This window comes from Pseudoalteromonas fuliginea (genome assembly GCF_000690055.1).
GTDB lineage: Bacteria > Pseudomonadota > Gammaproteobacteria > Enterobacterales > Alteromonadaceae > Pseudoalteromonas > Pseudoalteromonas fuliginea.
This window is the reverse complement of the sequence record NZ_JJNZ01000043.1, coordinates 40,751-58,162: the sequence shown is the minus strand read 5'-3', so window position 1 is coordinate 58,162 and position 17,412 is coordinate 40,751. Positions and strand designations below refer to the sequence as shown.

The following is a 17,412-nucleotide window of genomic DNA, read 5'->3' as shown; positions in this document are numbered from 1 at the left end:
GATAAATAATGAACCTTACAAATACAGTAATTTTACCGGTATCAGCGTTAGGTATGCTACTAATAAGTTCAGCATCCCAAGCAGACATGCAACCACCTATAGCAAAACCTGGCGAAACATGGATTTTACAAGTTAAGCGCTCGGATGAGTTCGATGTAAAAGACGCGACTAAGTGGAATTTTCAAACTGAAAACTACGGTGTTTGGTCTTGGAAGAATGAAAATGCAACCGTCTCCGATGGAAAATTAAAGCTTACAACTAAGCGTGAAACGCATCAGCGTAACTTTTGGGATGGATGTAATCAAAAACAACTGACTAATTATCCACTTTATTATACATCAGGGGTAGCTAAGTCTAGAGCTACAGGCAACTACGGATATTATGAAGCGCGCATTAAAGGCGCAAGTACGTTTCCTGGTGTTTCACCTGCATTTTGGATGTACAGCACAATTGACCGCTCTTTAACTGAAGAAGGCGATGTGCAGTACAGCGAAATAGATGTAGTGGAGCTAACTCAAAAACGCTCGGTAAGAGAGTCAGACCATGATCTGCATAATATTGTAGTAAAAAATGGCAAGCCTACTTGGATGCGCCCTGGTACATTTCCTGATACAAACCATAGCGGCTACCACCTACCTTTTGATCCGCGTAATGATTTTCATACCTATGGAGTTAATGTAACTAAAGATGACATTACGTGGTATGTAGATGGCGTTGTTGTAGGTCAGAAAAAAAATCTTTATTGGCATCGCCAAATGAATCTAACTCTATCGCAAGGTCTTCGCGCCCCGCATACCGAGTGGAAGTGTAATCAATTTTATCCATCAGCTAATAACTCAGAGCAAGGTTTTCCAACGTCTATGGAAGTTGATTATGTTAGATCATGGGTAAAAGTTGGGAATAATACAAATCCAGATGGAGGGGATTCTCAGGGCGGGAATTCATGCCCTGATACGTGGGTTGGTGTTAACAGTGTGAGTATAAGTTCACCAACACAAGCGTTGAGAAAAGGCCAGTCAGCAACGATTGAATCGACGGTGTTACCTGCCTGCGCAACGAACAAAAATGTTATTTATTCTACTAGCAATAAAAATGTAGCTACCGTGAATAATGCCGGAGTTGTTAAAGCCAAAAATAAAGGCAGCGCGACAATTACGGTTAAAACTAAAAATAAAGGCAAAATAGATACTTTAGCCGTGAGTGTAATATAAATTAAAACTAATTAGCCTCAAAAGGATTTGAGGCATGCTATTTTCAAGTCGCAGAGCAATGATTTTAGGGACTTAATAATATGACGAATACAAATTTACGCCGCTTGGGTCTTACTTTTATGTGCTTAATAATAGCTTGTGTATGTATACATTTGGCAAATAGCCCTAATGATAAGCCAATAGAAGATGGTAATATTAAATTTTATAAAGTAGACGTTCCCCCACGTTTTACAAAAAAAATACTTAATAGCAACAGTGCCTCTAAGTCTATAGTTAAAAAGCCGCAATATATAATTATGTTGAATAAAGCGTTATTAATAGGCGCTCAACAACAACGTATAGAAAAAATAAGCGACATTTTAAAAATGTGGATAAAAAAAGCGCCTTATTCTTGTTTGAGTTGGCTTAATCAGCAACGTGCTACTAAGGAACGTACGTTATATATCAGTAAAGTAATGCGTATATTAATCTCAGAAAATTTATCAATAGCAAGTGACATCATCTTAAGTACACAAGAGTTTTATTCAAATTTGAATATTGTTAACGAATACTTAAATGCACAGGCGAAAGTAAATCCTTATTATGCAATTGATTGGCTAAATGCATTAGATAATTCCAATATCAAAAAAGAGGCTGAACTCAGCTTGTTAAAAGTGTGGGCAAAACACGATCCTATTCAGTTACTAGAATACCTTGAAATAAATACACAAATAAAAGCGAATGATCGTAAACTAATTCAACATGAACTAGCGCTACAATTAACGAGTCAAAACCCACAAAAGCTACAAGATGAATTTTATACTTACCCATCATTATTACAGCCAGATTTAGCGTACTCTATTATTAGTCAATGGCCAGAAGGTGAACTTAATAAGGCACTAGAATGGATACATATGTTAGAGGGTGAGGAAGCAAAATTTTACGCGATACAGAGCTATATTGACTATACAGGCTCATCCATAGTTGGCCTTACTCCGCTAATAGAGCAAATTCACAACCCAACATTGCGTGCCCGTTTGTTTGATAAATTGTAATAAACCTATAATAAGCAAAGCTAAACAATACACTTAATGTATGTAAATGTAGTATGTTTTGGTGTGTATGTTGCTGCATGATTATCAGGAAATACTTAATCTAAAAGCCGTACTTTGAATAGAAAATGCTTAGGTCGTGTTGAACTTGGGAGGTTGAATTTACAGCAATTTGTTTGGTTTTTAGGCGGCGCAGAGCCTGTGTAGTGTGGTTATTCCCAATAAATAGTTGATAACGCAGCATAAATACCAAACATTCGCGCCCTTGGGTTCTTTCTAGGGATGATTAACTCTTTGTTGCTTATATTGATGCAGATAAGGGGCGTGAGCAGGACACGGAAGCTTTACTCGGTTTTTACTTATTCTTACATGAATGTAAGCCAGTAGAGTAACGCAGGAGCAGTTATCGAGCTCACTAGGTTACAAACTTCACGCCGTGATTAAGCCTTGTTATAAATTGATTTAATAGGAATAAAATGACTAACTCATCAAAGTTTACCAGTATTGCAAAGTATTTATTGAATAAAAGAGGGCACAATAATGAAGTTTCAGATTTCCCTGAAAACCTGACTATTAGCTCAATGAATGACGTAATTAATGTACAAAAATTAATGATTAAGCTAAATAATAACACGGTTTATGGCTGGAAATGTATGTTGCCATTAGACAATGGTGCATACATTTTAGCTCCTCTTCTTCACATGCCAATTAAATCGATCGAACATTGCGAGCTTATTACAAAGAACGATAAAGCATTAATGGAGCCTGAAATTGCCTTTGTGTTGAATAAAAATTTAGATATCTTTAAAGAATATAAAAATGAAGAGGTAGATAATGCAATTGGTAGTGCCCACCTTGCTTTAGAGCTTATTCAAAATAGATTCACAGACGATTATTCGGCTACACATTTCGAAAAATTAGCGGATGGTTTGTCTAATCAAGGTGTTTATTTAGGCCCTAAAGTAGACATTAAAAAAGTATATGAGAGCAGCAACATACATATTACTGTTAAGCAAGGCGATAGGGAGTCAAATCATATTGGTAAACACCCAGCTCACTTGCCACAGGAGCCACTTTATTGGGCTATAAATTTCTTAGCGGCTAATGGCTTTGAATTAAAAACAGATCAAATTTTCATTACCGGTTCTTATAACGGTGTGATGGAGTTAGATATAAATGAGGTAACGTCAATTAAATATGAAGGTTTAGGCGAGTTTAAAGTCGAATTTGTTTCTAATAATTAGAGCAAATCCTAAAGCAGAACCTATGGGTAGTGCTTTTTTTGGTTTTTTATTACTTTGAATTGGTACGACTGAGTGGATTGGAACCATCGACCTTTGGAGCGGGTGATCAAGAGTGGGTAGTGTTTTTTTGGTTTTTTATTACTTTGAAGTGGTACGACTGAGTGGATTCGAACCACCGACCCCTACCATGTCAAGGTAGTGCTCTAACCAACTGAGCTACAGTCGTACAATTTTTGAGGTTTAACTTAAATAGATTTACTCTTTAAGTTAAGAATAAATGTTGGTACGACTGAGTGGATTCGAGTTACTGACCCTTGGACCGGGTGGTCAAGAGTAGGTAGTGCTCTTTCCTTCAGATGTACTTTTATTTATTTTACTTAAACGTTGGTACGACTGAATGGATTCGAACTACTGACCTTTGGACCGGGTGATCAAGAGTAGGTAGTGCTTTTTCCTTCAGATGTACTTTTATTTATTTTACTTAAATGTTGGTACGACTGAGTGGATTCGAGTTACTGACCCTTGGACCGGGTGGTCAAGAGTAGGTAGTGCTCTTTCCTTCAATTATACGTTTCATCAATGTTGGTACGACTGAGTGGATTCGAACCACCGACCCCTACCATGTCAAGGTAGTGCTCTAACCAACTGAGCTACAGTCGTATTACTGTTTAAGTAAGTTGTTAATTACTTAACAACGGCGGCTAATATATAGCGTGGCGGGTGGTGAATCAAGCAAGTTTGTTATTTTTGAGTTTATTTGCCGTTTTTTTATTCATATTGGGCTTATTTCACACGTTTTATAAAATTTTTGCCACCAAACTACATGATCTACTGCTGAGCCTTTTAATTGATTTAGTAAATTGTTGGGTGAGTTTTCATCTATTAAATAATTAATTTGCTTAACCGTTATATTTTCTTCAAACCAAAGTCGGTTGTAAAGTGGTTGTAATACTTCAAGGTATCCGGTCAGTTGTGCTTGGTATGGCTGAATTTGTTTTAAATAATATTTTTGAAATACATTACTTATTATTTTAGCTTCTTTTTTATTTTTACCCGTAGGGCAAAGATCGCCGAAGCTTATTGTTTTTACAAACTGTGTTGCGCTGTTGTTGAGTGCTATTTGTTGCCTAGCGGATTGAATAAGCGCTTGGTTAAATCTGTATTTGTTGAGTTGCTCTAATGCATTAAACAGGCTGTCAGTATTAACTTGACTAAATTGCTGAGATTTTATCTGTTTTTTTATAGTAACAAGTTGCGTAAGCGCCTCTACAGTGTCGCTATACCCTGCAGGTTGCATTGAAAGCTCGTTTGATGTGAGTAACCAAGTGCGGTTGAGCTCAGGCTCTTTAAATAGCATGGTATTAAAGTAGTGCATTAAGTGTGCTTGCTTTTGTTTTTTTGCGTCACTTATTTTGCTATAAATAGCGGTATTGTCATCAAGTGTATTTAAGCAATTATCAGCGCTTTGAATGAAATTTATTTGGTACTTTAGTTGGCTCGCCGCAGTTGCTGTTTTGCCAAGTTGATTATTGTGCTCGCTTATAAGTACATTAAGCCTACAGCGGGTAAGCCCAGCAAATTCAACTATGCTTAGGGTAATTTTGCTCTCGCTGAGCACTGACGGTCTTGTTAGTTTTAATTGCTCAAGCACTACCGGTGTAATGGGGGAGGTGTTAAGTGTGTCACTTAAACGCGTTATGTAGGTATTATTTATTGAGCTAGGTGCTTTACTGCAACTAGTTAGCGTAAAAACGCTCACTAACAGCAATATAACGACTGGTAGTGAGCGCTTTATTATTAATTTACTCGGTAATGAATGGTTCACGTTTAAAGCGCTTATTTACTGTGAGCATCAACAATACGGCGGCAACGGTTAGCCCGACTATTATTCCGACCCAAAAACCGTGTGGCCCCATTGCTGGCACTATTATGTCTGTTCTTGCCAATACGTAACCTAAGCTAAAGCCGATTAACCAATACGATATAAAGGTGATATAGGAAATAGGTGCTGTGTATTTTAAACCCCGTAATACACCGTTTGCTGCTACTTGCAGAGCATCAGGTAGTTGATAAACACAGGCTAAAATCATAATTGAGGTAGCAAGGGCAATTACTTCGGGACTATCTGTGTACAACTGGCTAATTAAATCACGACCTGTAAATGTAATAAGTGCTAAAAACAGTGCGATAACAATCGCTAAAATATAACTGGTCGACACGGCGACCCTTAATTGCTTTAAATGATTTTGACCATATAGATTACCAATACGGATACTAATAGCGATAGAAAGGCTTAGCGGCATCATAAACAATAATGTAGTTACACTGGCTGCTATTTGATGACCTGATACAGCCACAGCGCCTAAATGCGCTATAAATAGAGGAATACAGGCAAATAAGGTTACTTCAAAAAAGGTGGCTAATGAAATTGGAATACCTAATTTTGTAATAGTTACAATGGTGGCTAGGTTAGGTTTTTCAAATGGAGTAAGCAGGCCTTTAGCGTCTACTTTTTTACTTAGTTGGCAGTAAGTCACTTGTGCAATTGCCATAACAGTTAAAACAATTGCTGTTGCAATACCACAACCCGCGCCGCCGTAGGCAGGTAAACCAAACAAACCATTTATAAAAATATAATTTACCGGAATATTCACAGCTAAACCCAGCAAGCTTATGTAAAAAGCGGGTTTAGTCATGCCCATGCCTTCGGTCATGTTTCTATAAGTGGTAAAAATTAAAAAGCCGAATACACCCCATTTAACAAAATGAATGTAGTCAAAAGCAAGGCTTGCAATTGCTGGGCTGGTATCGAGCCTTAATATAATTATGTCGGCTAGATAAGTGATACCGAACCCTATAGCACTCAATAGTACGGTTAAATAAAGGGCTTGTTGAAAATAATGGCTAATACCTTTTTTGTCATTCGCACCTGCGCACTGAGCAATGATACCGGTGAGCGCTAATAAAATGCCTTGTAATGCAAGTAACAAAGGATTCCAAATACCTGTGGCAATAGACAGTGCCGCTAAATCTGTAGGACTTACTTGACCGGCCATAATAGTGTCGACCACCGACATTAAAACAAGGGTAACTTGAGCTAAAAAAACAGGAAGAGCAAGAGAGAGTAAGCGTTTAGCTTCCCAATTACAAAAGGTCATAAAAACAGCTATTTAATAAAACAGAACACAATTGTAATCTATTGTGTTTCAAATAAAAATCTCAGTTGTGAATGATTTTATTAGTTGATACGTTAAACTATCACTTTGTAATAATTTTAAGTGATTTTATGTTTACAGGAATAGTGCAAACGCAAGCAACAGTGGTTTCTAAAACTCAAACAGCCGGCGTTCTACGTTTAGTTATATCGGTAAGTGATGAATATGTAAAACACCTAGATTTAGGCGCAAGTATAGCTATTAACGGGTGTTGCTTAACTGTTGTGCAAGTTGAACTAAGTAACCATGATGTGGTGGCGCAAGTACATTTTGATGTGATTGACGAAACCCTAAAGCTAACTAATTTAGGGTTGCTTGAGCTAGGCAGCTTAGTTAATTACGAGCGCTCAGTTACGTTTGGTACTGAATTGGGTGGGCATATAGTGTCTGGGCATATTCATTGTACGTCACAAATCTCTCAAATTGTGAAGCTTGAGAATAACTGTAAAATTCAATTAAGCTTACCAAAAGAGTGGAAAAAGTATGTGTTATATAAAGGCTTTGTTGCTATAAATGGCGCAAGCTTAACCGTGGGTGAAATTGACGAGCAAGGATTTTGGTTACACCTTATTCCCGAAACGCTCGCTATTACAAACATTGGTGCAGCACAAGTAGGTGATAAGCTAAATATTGAAGTAGATCAGCAAACTTATACTATTGTAAACACGGTAGAAAATTACTTACGCCATCAGGTTTAAATTAAAATATTTGTTCGTCGTCGCTGTCTACGTGTAGCTCTAATTTATTGTTAGCATAGTCTATATGCATGTTTAAATGAATTGGGTTACAGCAGGCTGCACAGTCTTCTATATAATCTTGATCGCCCATACTTGCATCTAAGTCTAAATGAATGTGGTGTCCGCAATGTGGGCAGGCGATTCGTTGTGACAAAAAGTCTTTCATAATCACTCCAGTTATAAATAATTAAGTGGTTGCAAATAACTCTAGCAAAAACTTAATGGATCAAAGCTGAACTCCTTACTTTACTAAATATAGTCGGTCTGGAGGATTGTGACACTTATTTTACATTGGTTGCTGTGAGCATTTCTATATGTTGTTTTGCTTCAGTGAGATAGTGTCCAGCAAAAATGTTAGCGTGATTTAAAATTGGGTATAATTGATAAATCAATTTTCGTTTTTGATAGTTTTGCGAAAGCGGATATTGCTGATTGTAGGCAGTATAAAAATTTTCAGGGAGCGGGGCAAACAACTCGCTCATCGCAATATCAACTTCCCGATCACCATAATAACAAGCTGGATTAAATACGGTTGGAAGCATATTGATAAACCCCATGTTTCCGCGCCAAAAATCACCGTGCAGTAATGATGGCTTTACTTGATGGCTATGGAGTTGTTCTTTTATCGTATTTATTAAGCGTTCGGGTTCAACAAAGTTAATGCCTTTTTCAGCGAGTAACTGTAATTGCCAGCCGATACGTTCTTCGGCATAAAATACGTCCCATTTTTTATGCCAGCGGTTAGGTTGTATGGTTGTAGCTAAATAATTGTCTACATCAAAACCAAACATAGCCTGTTCATGTATGGTGTGCATTTTAGCCAAGTTTTTACCCATAGCAGACCACGTATCATGAGGTTGTTTATCAAGTACTAGCCATTCTAAAACGATAAACGAAAATTCTATGTTTGCACCTGTTACAATGCAATCGGGCACCATAAATACACTATTTTGTGCTAAAAGTTCTAAACCGATAGCTTCACTTTCAAAACGTTCGAGTTCATTTTTTAATGCTACTTTTACTAAGTAGTTTTGTGTACCGTTACTTAAATGAAATAGTTTATCGGAGCTGGAACTTTGTAGTTGGCGTTTGTGGGTGTGTTTAAAATCATAATGAATAGCTTGGCTGATGTGCTCGTTTACTGTTTTCCACATAACAATTGCTCACCTTTTAAACAGATAGTTAAACTATGGCAAAAAGGAATTAATTTAACAATCTAAACGTTGTAAAATTAACGGCTATATTGCATAAAACTACATTTACTGTAATGGAGTAAGAATGAACAAAAGTTTAATAACCAATTCGCTAGCAGGTTTATGTGTTGTTGTAGGTTTTGTGTTTAACCAAGCAATTGTGCTATCTGTTGGTTTATTTGCACTTTCTGGTGCGGTAACTAATTTATTGGCTATTCATATGTTATTCGAAAAGGTTCCGTTTTTATATGGCTCAGGCGTTATAGCACTTAAATTTGAAAGTTTTAAAGTGGCCATAAGAAACTTAATATTAACGGAGTTTTTTTCAGAGCAAAAAATTAATAATTTACTAAATAAAGCACAGCCAAATATCGACTTTGAGCCAATAATTAGCAATGTTGATTTAAACCCTGCTTTTGACAATTTGTTAGAAGTAATAGAGCAATCTCAGTTTGGCAGTATGCTAGGAATGTTTGGCGGTACAGCGGCAATAGAGCCAATGCGTGAAAAGTTTATTGAAAAAATGCAACTGTCGCTTGGTGAGATCTCTCAAACTGACGATTTTAAAGCATTAGTAACCCAAACACTTTCACAAGGTAACAGCGCAGAGAGTTTATATAAAACAGTGCTTAAACTAGTTGATGAGCGCTTAGATGAGCTTACCCCTAAGATGGTGAAAGAGATTATTCAAACTATGATCCGCGAGCACCTAGGCTGGCTTGTTGTGTGGGGCGGTGTATTTGGTGGTTTATTTGGCTTAATAGCGGTGATTATCTAACTTAAAATGAATTAAGCAAGCGGTTTAACAGCCTGCTTAATTGCTTTTTAGCTGCCATTTATTTAGGGCTTGTAATAATAGTTACTGTAGGCATGTTTACTTTGGCTAAATCTTTAATTGATGTGCGTGTTGTCGCTTCAATATTTAGATAATTAGCGCTTTTATCTAAATTATAAAGTGATACAAATTCTGTTATTGGTAAGTTATTACATTGCAGTTTGTTGATGGCGGCTTTACTGGTACGTAAATCACGCAGTGTTGCACGCAATTTATAGGCTTTATTAGACGCAACAGCCATACAAGCCTGTGTACCTGGGCTTGTATCAGCAGCAACAAATTTTGCTGCTAAAGTTGGCGTTGTAATAAGTGCCGCGCTTAATACTAAGCCAGTATATAAAGTTGCTTTTAATATGTTCATAATTTATTCCTCATTATTTGCGGGTGCAGGGTAAGTATTAAACGAATTGAATAAAAAAGCTGTTAACCAAATGCAACAAGCTGTAAGCAAGTATGTGATTAATACACACTTATAATTAGATGTATGAATTAATAGCAATTTAAGTATGTTTTTTGACACACTTATATAAATTTTTTTATTACAGCTGATTTATTTTTTCAGGCTGTTATTATCGCCCCCATAATTTAGTCGTGTTTTTTTAGGAGCAACGGTGAGCAAAACGTTAGCCAGTTATTATCAGCAAGCATACGCTTGCGATCAGCAGCATTTTAACCAGTGTTTTTATTGTGGTTGTGAAGCAACAGAGCGCGACCATTGTCCACCATTGCATATGCTACAAAGCATTGTTGATTTAGGTGAAGAGGCTGACTTTATCTCTATCCCTGCGTGTTATGAGTGTCATGCACTTTTACATAACGAAAGACTGATGACGATTGATGAGCGTTTTACCAAGCTTAAAAAAAAGCTCTCAAATAAATATGCTAAACCACTGCGCGTTTATAACATGTGGGAAGAAAGCGAACTTGGCGACATGAGCGACGAGTTTGCCCATAGTATTCAAGCGGGTATGAAATTAGGAAAAGAAGCCGCTGAGCGTTTAGCCTTTACGGGTTTTAGCTATGCCACAGAAGATGCCAAAGTAGCTGTGCGTGAAAAAACGAAAGAGTTTGATGTAGAGGGCATGATATTTACCGACTTTAAAGAAGCGCTAAATTACTGCATTAATGATTTAAACGTACAAAAAAGTGACTTTTATAAAATTTTGGTTGAAGACTACCAAGGTGATTTTAATAAAGCATTGAGCCAGTATCGTCACCGTCATGACAAAGTAACTGCAGCTAAAGACGGTAATACACTTATTAAAGATTTTTCAAAGCTACATAAGCAAAACTCTGATTTTGTGACGCGTACGGTAAAGCACTTTATAAGCAAAGACCCCTCGCTTACCACCGAAGGTGCGCTTGAAAAGTTGTATAACAATTATATAAAGAAATAATTACAGATATTCATCTTAATTAACTGCGTTTTCACCTGTTTTTTTGGCTTTATTCCTTAGCTTTCGCTAAAGTAGCAAAAAAACAGGAGATCCAAACAACATGCAAAAATTTGCACCTTCTTTATTAGCAGTGGGCTTAGCTGCTGCACTTGTAGGTTGCCAAGAAAACGGCCCGCAAGACGATAAAATAACAATTAACAAAAACCCTTACCCAAGTACTTATCAGCCAGTTTCTACATCTAGCACATTAATTACCAATGCCACCGTTTTAACAGGTACTGGTGAGCGTTTAGATGAAACAGATGTATTACTTGTTGACGGCAAAGTACAACAAGTCGGTAAAGACTTAACAGCCACTGCTGATATTACAATTGATGCACAAGGCAAATGGGTAACACCGGGTATTATTGACGTACATTCACATTTAGGCGCATACCCAAGCCCGTCGGTTGAGTCGCATCAAGATGGTAACGAAATGACCAGCCCTAACACTGCAGAAGTGTGGGTTGAGCATTCTGTCTGGCCACAAGATCCAGGCTTTAACCGCGCCCGCGAAGGCGGCATTACTTCTCTGCAAATTTTACCAGGCTCAGCTAACTTATTTGGTGGTCGCGGTGTTACGCTTAAAAATGTACCTGCACACACTATGCAAGGCATGAAATTTCCTGGCGCGCCGTATGGTTTAAAAATGGCATGTGGTGAAAACCCTAAACGTGTTTATGGTCGCAAAGGCGTGCTGCCTTCAACTCGTATGGGTAATATGGCTGGTTACCGTATGGCATGGGCTGAGGCTGCTGAATACAAACGTGCATGGGATAAGTACGATGCCGATTACGCGGCAGGTTTAAACCCAGAAGCACCAGTACGTGATATTAAACACGATACGCTACGCGGTGTGCTTGAAGGCGAAGTGATGATTCATAATCATTGTTATAAAGCTGAAGAAATGGCAATGATGATTGACCTGTCAAAAGAATTTGGTTACCACGCAGGTACTTTTCATCACGGTGTAGAAGCATATAAAATTGCTGACTTACTTGCCCAAAATGGTTCGTGTGCTGCACTTTGGCCAGACTGGTGGGGCTTTAAAATGGAAGCCTACGATATGGTACAAGAAAACGTGGCTATTGTTGATGCGGTTAAAAACTCGTGTGCAGTTGTTCACTCAGATTCAGATACTACTATTCAGCGTTTAAACCAAGAAGCGGGCAAGGTTATGTACCGCGCTAACGAAAATGGTTTTGATATTTCTGAGCAACACGCTATTAAATGGATCACGTCTAACGCTGCTAAATCGTTAGGTATTGATGACAAAACAGGTTCACTAGAAGCCGGTAAGCAGGGCGATGTTGTTATTTGGAATCAAAGCCCATTTAGTGTTTATGCTAAAGCTGAACAAGTGTTTGTTGATGGTGCAAAAGTTTACGATAGAAACGACAGCGCGTATCAAGCAGTAAGTGATTTTATGTTAGGTCAACAATAAGGAGCACCCAGAATGAAAAATTTATCACGTTCGTTTTCGCTTTCTCTGGTTGCTGCAGGATTATTAGCATCTGGTGCTGTAAGCGCACAATCGCTAGCAATTATTAATGCAACATTACATACGTCATCTGATCAAGGTGTATTAGAAGCGGCAAGCATTGTAATGACAGATGGTAAAATCACCGCGATTAACCCAACTGAAGTGAAAGCCGATAAGGTTATTGATGCAAAAGGTCAAATTGTAACCCCTGGCTTTATTGCAAGTATTAACCAACTTGGTTTAGTTGAAGTAAGTGCAGTTGCGGGCTCGCGCGATGCAGGCGAGGATAAAGCCGGTATCGATTTTGACGTAAGCTTGGCTTACAACGCTCATTCAAGCTTAGTGCCTTATGCTCGTAAAGGCGGCGTAACACGCGATGTAATTACTCCACATGGCGGCGATAGCATTTTTTCAGGCCTTGCGAGTGTTGTTGATTTAAGTGGTAGTTTTGACAGCGACATACAAAAACAGGCCGCTTTAATTGTTTACTTAGGTGAGCGCAGCAAAGGCTCTCGTGCTTTTACTTTGCAAACACTGATTAATAAGCTTGATGAGCACAAAACTAAAGCTGGTAAAAAAGCCAAAAAAGATGATGACAAACCAAGTACTGAAGATAAAGTCATGGCAAAAGTACTCACTGGCGAAATGCCATTAGTGGTTGGCGTATCACGTGCGGCTGATATTATTGAGCTCATTAAAGTAAAAGAGCAATTTGGCATTAATTTAGTGCTTAACGGTGCGCAAGATGCTGTTGTAGTTAAAGAGCGCGTTGCTAAAGCAAATATCCCAGTGATCATTAGTGCAATGGATAGCTTACCAGGAAGCTTTGATTCGCTTCATGCGAGTTTAGATAATGCTAGTGTGCTTGAAAAAGCGGGCGTTAAAGTATTACTAACAGTAGGCGGCGATGCAAGCCACAACATTTATCAGCTACGTTTTGATGCTGGTAATGCTGTGTCGTACGGTATGAGCCAAGAAGGTGCGTTAAAAGCGGTTACATCAAACGTTGCTGATGTATTTGGTATTAATGCAGGTAGCCTTGAAGTTGGTAAAGCCGCTGATGTAGTAATGTGGAGTAATGACCCGTTTGAACTAAGCAGTCATGTGAGCAAAATGTTTATCAATGGGGTTGAGGTATCTACACAATCTCGTCAAGATAAACTTCGTGACCGCTATACGACAGATTCAAAAATGCCACGTGCTTATACCAACCCGCAATAATACTTAATCAATTTGAGGGATTAAATCTGACGGTAACTGCGTTAAAAATTTCTGATATAGAGCAACTAAATAACGAAATTTTTGCCTTGTTATCGACAAGATTTTCTTGCCTCAAAGTTGATCACTTAATTAAGCGAATTGGTATGATACTAAATAATTAATTAATTAAATAAATAAATTTAATTATTCAAAGGCCGCTATTTTATAAATAGCGGCCTTTTTTTGTAAAGTTTAGACATAAAAAAGCCGCTTACTTTTGCAAGTAAGCGGCTTTTAAATTTAAACCGATATTTATACTAATTTAGCAAGAATATCGTTAAATGTAGTGCTTGGACGCATCGCTTTAAACGCTGCATCATCGTTAGGCTGGAAGTAACCGCCTAAATCAACTGCAGGGCCTTGCGCATCGTTAAGCTCACTTACGATTTGCTCTTTATTAGACTCAAGGTCGCTAGCAATTTGAGTAAACTGTGCTTTAAGTTCACTGTCATCATTTTGCTTAGCAAGTTCTTGTGCCCAGAATAAAGATAGGAAGAAATGAGAACCACGGTTATCAATTTCTTTCACTTTACGTGAAGGAGACTTGTTTTCAGCAAGGAATGTGCCAGTCGCTTTATCAAGCGTATCAGCAAGTACTTGTGCCTTGTTGTTACCCGTAGTTACGCTAAGGTGCTCAAGTGATGCAGCAAGTGCTAAAAATTCACCTAAAGAATCCCAACGTAAGTGATTTTCTTTTTCGAATTGTTGAACATGCTTAGGTGCAGAACCACCCGCGCCAGTTTCAAATAAGCCACCACCGTTCATAAGTGGAACAATTGAAAGCATTTTAGCACTCGTACCCAACTCTAAAATTGGGAATAAGTCTGTAAGGTAATCACGTAATACATTACCTGTTACAGAAATCGTGTCTTTACCTTCTTTAATACGCGCTAATGAGAACAATGTTGCTTCAAGCGGTGCTAAAATTTGAATATCTAGGCCAGCGGTATCGTGATCTGGTAGGTATTTGTTTACTTTTTTGATTAGCTGCGCATCATGTGCACGGTTTTCGTCTAACCAGAAAATAGCTGGAACGCCTGTTGCGCGAGCACGATTTACTGCAAGCTTAACCCAATCTTGGATTGGTGCGTCTTTAACCTGACACATACGCCAGATATCGCCTTGCTCAACACTGTGCTCAAGTAATGTATTACCATTTGCATCAACAACACGGATAGAACCGTCCGCTTTAGCTTCAAATGTTTTGTCGTGTGAACCGTATTCTTCAGCTTTTTGAGCCATAAGGCCAACGTTTGGAACGCTACCCATTGTTGTTGGATCAAACGCGCCATTTTCTTTACAAAAATCGATAGTTGCTTGGTAAACACTTGAGTAACAACGATCAGGAATTACAAAGCTAGTGTCTTGTAATTTACCATCGTTATTCCACATTTGACCGCTTGAACGGATTGCTGCAGGCATCGATGCATCGATGATCACGTCACTTGGTACGTGTAAGTTTGTAATACCACGGTCAGAATCAACCATAGCAATAGCAGGGCGGTTAGCGTAAACAGCTTGAATGTCTGCTTCGATTTCTTCGCGCTTAGCATCGTCTAATGTTTGAATTTTAGAATATACGTCGCCTAAACCATTATTTACATCAACACCTAGCTCTTCAAAAAGCTCACCGTGTTTAGCAAACACATCTTTGTAGAATACTTTAACAGCGTGACCGAAGATGATTGGATCAGATACTTTCATCATTGTCGCTTTCATGTGAAGCGAGAATAAAACACCTTTTTCTTTAGCAGCATCAATTTCAGCAGCCAAGAAAGCTTGAAGCTTAGAAGCGCTAATGCTTGATGCATCAATTACTTCGCCAGCTAAAAGAGGTGTGCTTTGTTTAAGAACAGTAACGTCACCGTTAGTTGCAACATGTTCAATACGCACATCAGTGGCTGTATCTACAGTGACTGATTGCTCAGACCCAAAGAAATCACCTTCGCTCATGCTTGCAACGTAAGACTGAGAATCTTTGCTCCACGCACCCATTGAATGTGGGTTGTTACGTGCATATTCTTTTACAGAACCTGGTGCGCGACGATCAGAGTTACCTTCACGTAGTACTGGGTTTACTGCACTGCCTTTAATTTTGTCGTAAGCAGCTTGAATTGCTTTTTCTTCATCATTTTTAGGTTCAACAGGGTATTCTGGAAGCGCGTAACCTTTTGCTTGAAGCTCTTTAATTACAGCACGCAGCTGTGGAACAGATGCACTGATGTTTGGTAATTTGATGATGTTCGCTTCTGGTGTTTTAGCAAGCTCGCCAAGTTCAGCAAGTGCATCGCCAATGCGTTGTTCTTGTGTTAAATAATCAGGGAAGCTAGCAATTACACGACCTGCTAATGAAATGTCGCGAGTTTCAACTTCAACACCGGCCGCATTTGTATATGCTTGGATGATCGGTAGCAACGAGTAAGTTGCTAGTGCCGGAGCTTCGTCCGTTTTTGTATAGATAATTTTTGATGTCATCATCATTCCTAGATAGTCGACCGATATGGTCTTATTCAACAATGCAAAGAAAATCATTACTAATGAGTAAATATTATTAAACAAGTTAATAAACACGTACGCTCGTAATGAATAGTTTGTTAGGTGTTGGTACTCAGCGTTGCTACTCAGCGTTGCTTTTTTATAAAAGCAGAATAGTCACACCTGACGAACTAGAATTGTATTTATAGCTAAAAAATCAACAAAAATAAATCAGCCTTTAGCCTAGTACATTTAAAACTGGCAAAAGTATGATAACTGTTGTGTTAATGCGCTGTTCTAGCATTAAGAGTGTAACAAGCTTAAATAAAAAGGGCCAGAGTATGAACGAGCTCAATACTCAGTTAAACAATTAACTCTTAGAACATTGGGGTATATAAAATAAATTCAAGGAAAAGGGTTGAATTTGGGCAAAAAGGGGCAATAAATAAGGGTGAAGAGATAAAAAGTATGCTTAAGGAATTAAGCGAGGATCTAAAAAGGTCACTCGCTTTAGTCGAACAGAACATTGTTCACTCTATAATGTCGCCATCAGGGGCAATATTTTTAGCGTGGAGGCCCTTAGGCCCTTGTTCTAATTCGAAAGTTACATCTTGACCAGCTTTAAGTGTTTTATATCCGTCCATTACAATAGTTGAGTAATGAGCGAAAATATCATTCTCGCAGCCGTCTTCTACGATGAAACCAAAACCTTTGGCGTTGTTGAACCATTTAACTTTACCGCAAGCCATACTTCTACATCCTTCAATAAGTTGACTAATTTAGTTATTCTAAACCGTATAATTTGCTAGACTGATTAAGGTTTAATCAATCTATGTTTGACTGTAGTTTATTTAGCCAACCAGTCAAGTGTTTTGAGTTATTTTTTTAACATTTTATTTATTTTTTATTCAAGTTTGCTTGAGTTACAAAGACAAGACTATATTTAATTATGAGTGGTATGAAAGATTCAGGTGTAATTGACACAGTTCGCGACAGTGAAAAGCAAAAGCTACAACCACCGCGAAAATATAAAGTTGTTTTAAATAACGACGACTACACGCCGATGGACTTTGTAATAGAAGTTTTAACGACGTTTTTTAATATGGATAGCGATAGAGCAACCGACGTGATGCTTCAGGTTCATGAAAAAGGTAAGGGTATTTGCGGTGTTTACAGCGCCGATGTAGCCCATACTAAGGTTGAACAAGTTAACCGCTACGCGCGTGATAACGAGCATCCACTGCTTTGTAGTTGTGAGCAGGAATAAATACCAATTAGGGTGATCAAACATC

Annotated in this window: 16 protein-coding genes and 2 tRNA genes; 9 read left to right on the top strand and 9 right to left on the bottom strand. The window is 38.2% G+C overall.

Annotation, left to right across the window (positions count from 1 at the left end; genetic code table 11):
- Window positions 1–8 precede the first annotated feature (8 nt).
- The 3 genes from DC53_RS0120585 to DC53_RS07860 all read left to right on the top strand — a co-directional run bounded on the left by DC53_RS0120585 (window position 9) and on the right by DC53_RS07860 (window position 3,486).
- Window positions 9–1,211: a family 16 glycosylhydrolase gene (locus tag DC53_RS0120585; RefSeq protein WP_007378515.1), complete on the top strand. Its 1,203-nt coding sequence runs from the start codon at window positions 9–11 to the stop codon at window positions 1,209–1,211.
- Window positions 1,212–1,291: 80 nt separating this feature from the next.
- Window positions 1,292–2,245 (top strand): hypothetical protein, encoded by a 954-nt coding sequence (locus tag DC53_RS07855; protein WP_033023827.1) that lies wholly within the window; start codon window positions 1,292–1,294, stop codon window positions 2,243–2,245.
- A gap of 473 nt (window positions 2,246–2,718) precedes the next feature.
- Window positions 2,719–3,486 (top strand): hypothetical protein, encoded by a 768-nt coding sequence (locus DC53_RS07860; RefSeq protein WP_007378513.1) that lies wholly within the window; start codon window positions 2,719–2,721, stop codon window positions 3,484–3,486.
- A gap of 149 nt (window positions 3,487–3,635) precedes the next feature.
- Here DC53_RS07860 and DC53_RS07865 read toward each other — a convergent pair.
- From DC53_RS07865 to DC53_RS07880, 4 genes are all read right to left on the bottom strand, one after another.
- Window positions 3,636–3,712 (bottom strand) — tRNA-Val (locus DC53_RS07865).
- A gap of 357 nt (window positions 3,713–4,069) precedes the next feature.
- Window positions 4,070–4,146: transfer RNA gene (locus tag DC53_RS07870), tRNA-Val, on the bottom strand.
- 112 nt (window positions 4,147–4,258) lie between these two features.
- Window positions 4,259–5,311, bottom strand: coding sequence for a DUF3080 family protein (locus DC53_RS07875; RefSeq protein WP_007375652.1), 1,053 nt, complete (start codon window positions 5,309–5,311; stop codon window positions 4,259–4,261).
- The gene (locus tag DC53_RS07880; protein ID WP_007375653.1) at window positions 5,289–6,644 is read right to left on the bottom strand and encodes an MATE family efflux transporter; all 1,356 of its coding nucleotides are present in this window, start codon (window positions 6,642–6,644) and stop codon (window positions 5,289–5,291) included. Before DC53_RS07880 ends, DC53_RS07875 begins: the two co-directional genes overlap by 23 nt.
- A gap of 128 nt (window positions 6,645–6,772) precedes the next feature.
- On the opposite strand from DC53_RS07880, the gene DC53_RS07885 reads away from it, so the two are divergent.
- Window positions 6,773–7,399: a riboflavin synthase gene (locus DC53_RS07885; protein WP_033015721.1), complete on the top strand. Its 627-nt coding sequence runs from the start codon at window positions 6,773–6,775 to the stop codon at window positions 7,397–7,399.
- A gap of 1 nt (window position 7,400) precedes the next feature.
- Here DC53_RS07885 and DC53_RS07890 read toward each other — a convergent pair whose 3' ends face one another.
- Window positions 7,401–7,604: a CPXCG motif-containing cysteine-rich protein gene (locus DC53_RS07890; RefSeq protein ID WP_007375655.1), complete on the bottom strand. Its 204-nt coding sequence runs from the start codon at window positions 7,602–7,604 to the stop codon at window positions 7,401–7,403.
- Between the two features lie 115 nt (window positions 7,605–7,719).
- Window positions 7,720–8,592, bottom strand: coding sequence for a fructosamine kinase family protein (locus DC53_RS07895; RefSeq protein ID WP_007375656.1), 873 nt, complete (start codon window positions 8,590–8,592; stop codon window positions 7,720–7,722).
- A gap of 124 nt (window positions 8,593–8,716) precedes the next feature.
- Here DC53_RS07895 and DC53_RS07900 point away from each other — a divergent pair, with 124 nt between their 5' ends.
- Window positions 8,717–9,409, top strand: coding sequence for a hypothetical protein (locus DC53_RS07900; RefSeq protein ID WP_007375657.1), 693 nt, complete (start codon window positions 8,717–8,719; stop codon window positions 9,407–9,409).
- 58 nt (window positions 9,410–9,467) lie between these two features.
- Here DC53_RS07900 and DC53_RS07905 read toward each other — a convergent pair whose 3' ends face one another.
- The gene (locus tag DC53_RS07905; RefSeq protein ID WP_007375658.1) at window positions 9,468–9,827 is read right to left on the bottom strand and encodes a DUF3718 domain-containing protein; all 360 of its coding nucleotides are present in this window, start codon (window positions 9,825–9,827) and stop codon (window positions 9,468–9,470) included.
- A gap of 250 nt (window positions 9,828–10,077) precedes the next feature.
- Here DC53_RS07905 and DC53_RS07910 point away from each other — a divergent pair, with 250 nt between their 5' ends.
- The 3 genes from DC53_RS07910 (at window position 10,078) to DC53_RS07920 (ending at window position 13,606) form a co-directional block, all read left to right on the top strand.
- Window positions 10,078–10,863, top strand: a complete 786-nt coding sequence (locus tag DC53_RS07910; protein WP_002962505.1) for a hypothetical protein — start codon at window positions 10,078–10,080, stop codon at window positions 10,861–10,863.
- Between the two features lie 100 nt (window positions 10,864–10,963).
- A complete protein-coding gene (locus tag DC53_RS07915; protein WP_007375660.1) occupies window positions 10,964–12,346 on the top strand; it encodes an amidohydrolase in 1,383 nt (460 codons plus the stop codon).
- 12 nt (window positions 12,347–12,358) lie between these two features.
- A complete protein-coding gene (locus DC53_RS07920; RefSeq protein ID WP_007375661.1) occupies window positions 12,359–13,606 on the top strand; it encodes an amidohydrolase family protein in 1,248 nt (415 codons plus the stop codon).
- Between the two features lie 291 nt (window positions 13,607–13,897).
- Here DC53_RS07920 and DC53_RS07925 read toward each other — a convergent pair whose 3' ends face one another.
- Window positions 13,898–16,120 (bottom strand): NADP-dependent isocitrate dehydrogenase, encoded by a 2,223-nt coding sequence (locus tag DC53_RS07925; RefSeq protein ID WP_033030415.1) that lies wholly within the window; start codon window positions 16,118–16,120, stop codon window positions 13,898–13,900.
- 530 nt (window positions 16,121–16,650) lie between these two features.
- Window positions 16,651–16,869, bottom strand: a complete 219-nt coding sequence (gene cspD, locus DC53_RS07930) for a cold shock domain-containing protein CspD (protein ID WP_002962500.1) — start codon at window positions 16,867–16,869, stop codon at window positions 16,651–16,653.
- Between the two features lie 209 nt (window positions 16,870–17,078).
- On the opposite strand from cspD, the gene clpS reads away from it, so the two are divergent.
- A complete protein-coding gene (gene clpS, locus DC53_RS07935) occupies window positions 17,079–17,387 on the top strand; it encodes an ATP-dependent Clp protease adapter ClpS (protein ID WP_007375663.1) in 309 nt (102 codons plus the stop codon).
- The last annotated feature ends 25 nt before the right edge of the window (window positions 17,388–17,412 follow it).

Coding starts and splice junctions, on each gene's coding strand:
- DC53_RS0120585 (WP_007378515.1), top strand. CDS start 9: ATGAACCTTACAAATACAGTAATTTTACCGGTATCAGCGTTAGGTATG.
- DC53_RS07925 (WP_033030415.1), bottom strand. CDS start 16,120: ATGACATCAAAAATTATCTATACAAAAACGGACGAAGCTCCGGCACTA.
- cspD (WP_002962500.1), bottom strand. CDS start 16,869: ATGGCTTGCGGTAAAGTTAAATGGTTCAACAACGCCAAAGGTTTTGGT.
- DC53_RS07855 (WP_033023827.1), top strand. CDS start 1,292: ATGACGAATACAAATTTACGCCGCTTGGGTCTTACTTTTATGTGCTTA.
- DC53_RS07880 (WP_007375653.1), bottom strand. CDS start 6,644: ATGACCTTTTGTAATTGGGAAGCTAAACGCTTACTCTCTCTTGCTCTT.
- DC53_RS07890 (WP_007375655.1), bottom strand. CDS start 7,604: ATGAAAGACTTTTTGTCACAACGAATCGCCTGCCCACATTGCGGACAC.
- DC53_RS07905 (WP_007375658.1), bottom strand. CDS start 9,827: ATGAACATATTAAAAGCAACTTTATATACTGGCTTAGTATTAAGCGCG.
- DC53_RS07920 (WP_007375661.1), top strand. CDS start 12,359: ATGAAAAATTTATCACGTTCGTTTTCGCTTTCTCTGGTTGCTGCAGGA.
- DC53_RS07895 (WP_007375656.1), bottom strand. CDS start 8,592: ATGTGGAAAACAGTAAACGAGCACATCAGCCAAGCTATTCATTATGAT.
- clpS (WP_007375663.1), top strand. CDS start 17,079: ATGAAAGATTCAGGTGTAATTGACACAGTTCGCGACAGTGAAAAGCAA.
- DC53_RS07915 (WP_007375660.1), top strand. CDS start 10,964: ATGCAAAAATTTGCACCTTCTTTATTAGCAGTGGGCTTAGCTGCTGCA.
- DC53_RS07900 (WP_007375657.1), top strand. CDS start 8,717: ATGAACAAAAGTTTAATAACCAATTCGCTAGCAGGTTTATGTGTTGTT.
- DC53_RS07885 (WP_033015721.1), top strand. CDS start 6,773: ATGTTTACAGGAATAGTGCAAACGCAAGCAACAGTGGTTTCTAAAACT.
- DC53_RS07860 (WP_007378513.1), top strand. CDS start 2,719: ATGACTAACTCATCAAAGTTTACCAGTATTGCAAAGTATTTATTGAAT.